The sequence below is a fragment of the Streptomyces shenzhenensis genome (genome assembly GCF_021462265.1).
In the GTDB taxonomy this organism is placed as follows: Bacteria; Actinomycetota; Actinomycetes; order Streptomycetales; family Streptomycetaceae; genus Streptomyces; species Streptomyces shenzhenensis.
Genome location: NZ_JAJONF010000119.1, coordinates 1 through 3595, shown reverse-complemented (window position 1 = coordinate 3595; position 3595 = coordinate 1). Strand labels below are relative to the sequence as shown.

The 3595-nt window shown below is 70.0% G+C and carries 2 protein-coding genes; both read left to right on the top strand.

The genetic code is table 11. From position 1 onward, the window contains the following. Window positions 1-834, top strand: an 834-nt coding sequence (locus LQ326_RS46880; protein ID WP_234545324.1) for an LPXTG cell wall anchor domain-containing protein, incomplete at its 5' end; no start/stop codon positions are given. A gap of 632 nt (window positions 835-1466) precedes the next feature. Then, window positions 1467-3595: peptidoglycan recognition protein family protein (locus LQ326_RS46875; protein ID WP_234545323.1), on the top strand; the 2129-nt coding region annotated here is incomplete at its 3' end.

The window sequence follows — 3595 nt, the reverse complement described above, 5'->3', positions numbered from 1 at the left end:
GACGAGTCGAGCCCGGCGGCTGACGGGTCCAGCCCGGCCGCCGCCGACAGCTCCCCCGCGGACTCGGGGTCCCCCACGCCGTCGACGACCCCGTCGAAGCCCAGCGACTGGACTCCGGACCAGTGCGACGCGTTCAGCCTGGACGAGAACCTCAAGGTCGCGGTGGACGGCCTGCCGAGCAAGATCGTCGCCGGCTCCGGCTGGCGCGACTTCACCTTCTCGGTGCAGAACAACTCCGACACCGACCTGAAGAACGTCTGGGTCGACACGTTCACCGAGTACGACGACAACGTCAACGGCTCCCTCGCCTACGAGCTGGCCCAGCTCCAGTACAAGGACCCGCAGACCGGCAAGTGGACCGACTCGTACCAGGACAGCGACGGCAGCGACGTCGTCCCGTGTACCTTCGTCGGCGTCATCGACGCCATCGACAAGGGCGCCAAGGTCGACATGGACCTGCGGGTCCGGGTCAGCTCCAAGGCCCCCGCGGGTTCCTCGTTCGCCATGAGCAGCGCGATCTACGCCGGCAAGGGCGCGTCCTGCAACGGCAACGGGGACTCGTACGAGTTCACGGTCCTCAAGGCCGGCAGCACCACCCCGGCCGGCACCGGTGACGCCAAGCCCACCGGCGACAAGCCGACCGGCAAGCCCCAGTCCGACATGAAGCCGCAGGGCGGCTCCGAGCAGCTTCCGGTCACCGGCAGCCTCGCGCAAACCGGTTCCTCCTCCGCCCTCCCGGCGATCGGCCTCATCGGCGCCGCCGTCGCCGCCGGCGTCGGCGCGATGTTCGTGGTGCGCCGCCGCAGGGGCGCCGGTGCGAACCCCGCTGCGTAAGCACGCCTGAGGTGCGGTGGCCACCTCGCCCGAACGCGGCAGGGACGCTGCTGCATGACGTCCCCGCCGCGTCCGAAGGGCCCGCACCAGAAGGACTTGTATGAATCCCCCGGTCATGCGGAGAGGTTGGCCATGCGGCCCGGTCTTCCTTATGGACGTCCGCGACCGCATTGCGGTCTTCGGCCTCGCCTCGGATCGGGTGGCGAAGGCGTGCCGGGGGACGTGCTCGACCTTGAGGGCCGAGCGAGACGACCCCGCGCCCCCGCGAACTGGCCACCCCTTCGTGAACGGAGCCAAACTCGGCTCCGTTCACCGTTGGAGTGATGTTTACCTGCCTGCCATCGCTGTACAGGCGAGGGGCCGAAGTCGCCGCCCCCATCCGGTGGGGGAGCGAAGCAGTGTGCATCAGCCGAAGGCGTCTTCTGCGGCGGCGGATCGGCGGCGGTGCGGACCGGCCCTCTTGCCAGGCCGCGGGGACAACTGGTCGCGGCGTTGACGAGAGCGGCCGACGGTGCCGGAGGAACAGGGGCGGGGCATCTACGCGACAGTTCACGCTCTGCTCCGGCAGATCTGGCCCGCCGTCCGTCCTCTTTGCTGATTCATGGCCGTATTGATCCGAACGAGGTAGATTCTTGCTTTCGAAACATCGCAGGCCCCGGCTACGGCTGTGGCTCGGCGTGGCGAGCGGACTCGCCACCGGAGGGCTCGTGGCAGGCGTGGTCGCGACGACGGCCCTGGGAACGGGCGGGAACCAGGCCACCACCACCGCGTCGGGCGGGCGCCCCTCGCATGCCCTGCAGGCCGATTTCGAGTCGGCCGCCGCCGAGTTCCACGTGCCGGCCGGCGTGCTGATGGCTGTCTCGTACCAGATGACGCTGTGGGAGTCGCACGATGGCCGGCCTTCGGTCACCGGCAACTACAACGTCATGGGCCTGACCTCGGTCGGCGCGAGCGACCTGAAGCCGCGGCGGGACAGCGATCCGGCGACGCACGGGTACGGCGACGACCCCAGGGCGCTGCGCCATCGCTCCGCGAAGGCCGGCCCGTCCGCACCGGGCGACACGAGCGCGTCCCAGCGGGTCACACCGGCGATGCGCACCCTCGACACCGCCGCCTCGATGGTCAAGGCGTCCCCTGCGTCGCTGCGCACCTCCACGCGGCAGAACATCCGCGGTGCCGCCGCGCTACTCGCCTCCTACGAGCGTGCCTCGGCCGGTTCGCTGCCGTCCGAGGCCGGGCAGTGGTACCCGGCGGTGACCCGCTTCAGCCAGTCCACCCGCTCCCAGGTCGCCGAGCAGTTCGCCGACCGCGTGTTCGCGACCCTCCGCGTCGGCGCCCACCGGGTCACCACGGACAACCAGGAAGTGACGCTGTCCGCCGACCCGTCCGTGCCGGCGCACCGGCCGGCCGCGGTGAGCCCCGACCTGAAGCCCGCGATACGCCAGGCCTCGTTCACCACCACCGGCACCGCCGACACCCCGGCACCGGAGTGCCCCGCCATGCTGGCCTGCACGTTCACCCCCGCCGCCTACGCGCTCAACAGCAGCAGCGACCAGAGCGACTACGGCAACTACGACCTCGCGAACCGTCCCGCCGACGGCGACGCCATCGACACCATCGTCATCCACGACACCGAGAGCACCGCGGCCTCCGCGATCAGCTCGTTCCAGCAGCCCTCGACCTACGCCAGCGCCCACTACGTGATCGGCGCCGACGGCTCGGTCACCCAGATGGTGCCGACCAAGGACATCGCCTGGCACGCCGGCAACAAGTACACCAATGACCACTCGATCGGCATCGAGCACGAGGGCTACGCACTGCAGGACGGCAGCTGGTACACCGAGCAGGAGTACCAGTCCTCCGTGGCCCTGGTCGGCTACCTCGCCCAGCAGTTCGGCATCCCGCTCGACCGTGAGCACATCATCGGCCACGATGGTGTGCCCGGACCCCTCAGCGCCTACTACGAGGGTATGCACTGGGACCCCGGACCGTGGTGGAACTGGAGCCATTACCTGACGCTGCTGGGCGCCTACCCCAACGGCAACGGCTTGCCCGTGGCCGGCGGTGAGGTGACCATCACCCCGCCGTGGAGCAGCGGTTACGAGCCGACCCTGACCGGCTGCGGTTCGTCCACCACCACCTGCCCGGCTAACCCGGCCAACTTCGTGTATCTGCGCACCAGTCCGTCCGCCACGGCCGCGCTGCTCTCGGATGCGAAGTTCACGGCGGACGGCGCGACCACCGGGACCACACTGGGCTGGGACTGGACGGACAAGGCCGCCTTCGGCCAGACCTTCACGGTCGCGGCGGTGCAGGGTGACTGGACGGCCATCTGGTACGACGGCCAGAAGGCCTGGTTCTACAACCCGGGCGGCGCCTACACCATGGCGAACACCGGCACGGCACAGCACCTGATCACCCCCGCCGGGACGTCGGCCGTCGCGGTCTACGGCCGCGCCTACCCGGAGACCTCGGCCTACCCCGCCGAGCTGAGCGACCTGGCCTCCCAGCCGAACCAGCAGCTGACCCCGCTCGACGGCGAGAGCATCCAGCCGGGGCAGTCCTACACCGCGCTGCCGGCGGTGAACGGCGACTTCTACTACGCCCAGGACATCAACTGCACGGCCAGCCCGGACTGCCTGCTGGTTTCGGGGAACACGGCCTACTACCCGATCCGCTACAACCATCGCCTCGCGTACGTGAAGGCGAGCGACGTCACGGTGACCGACCCGGTCGTTCCCCCGGCCGGCACGCTCAAGCC